Below are 256 nucleotides of genomic sequence, written 5' to 3' on the forward strand. Positions count from 1 at the left end.
GCCGGCATCACCGAGGAGATCATGAAGGTCGCGCTGGCGCAGGCGCATGAGGGCCGCGCCCACATCCTCGGCGAAATGGCGAAGGCGCTCGACTCGACCCGTTCGGAACTGTCGGCGCACGCACCGCGTATCGAGAGCTTCACGATCGACAAGTCGAAGATCCGCGAAGTGATCGGCACCGGCGGCAAGGTGATCCGCGAGATCGTCGCCACCACCGGCGCGAAGGTCGACATCGACGATGAGGGCGTCATCAAGG

At 65.2% G+C, this 256-nt stretch carries 1 protein-coding gene; it reads left to right on the forward strand.

Translation table 11 applies throughout. The features are described from left to right. Positions 1 to 256, forward strand: a 256-nt coding sequence (locus AC0IYH_RS32610; RefSeq protein ID WP_471838494.1) for a KH domain-containing protein, incomplete at both ends; no start/stop codon positions are given.

This window comes from Pseudomonas sp. AC463 (assembly GCF_979253585.1).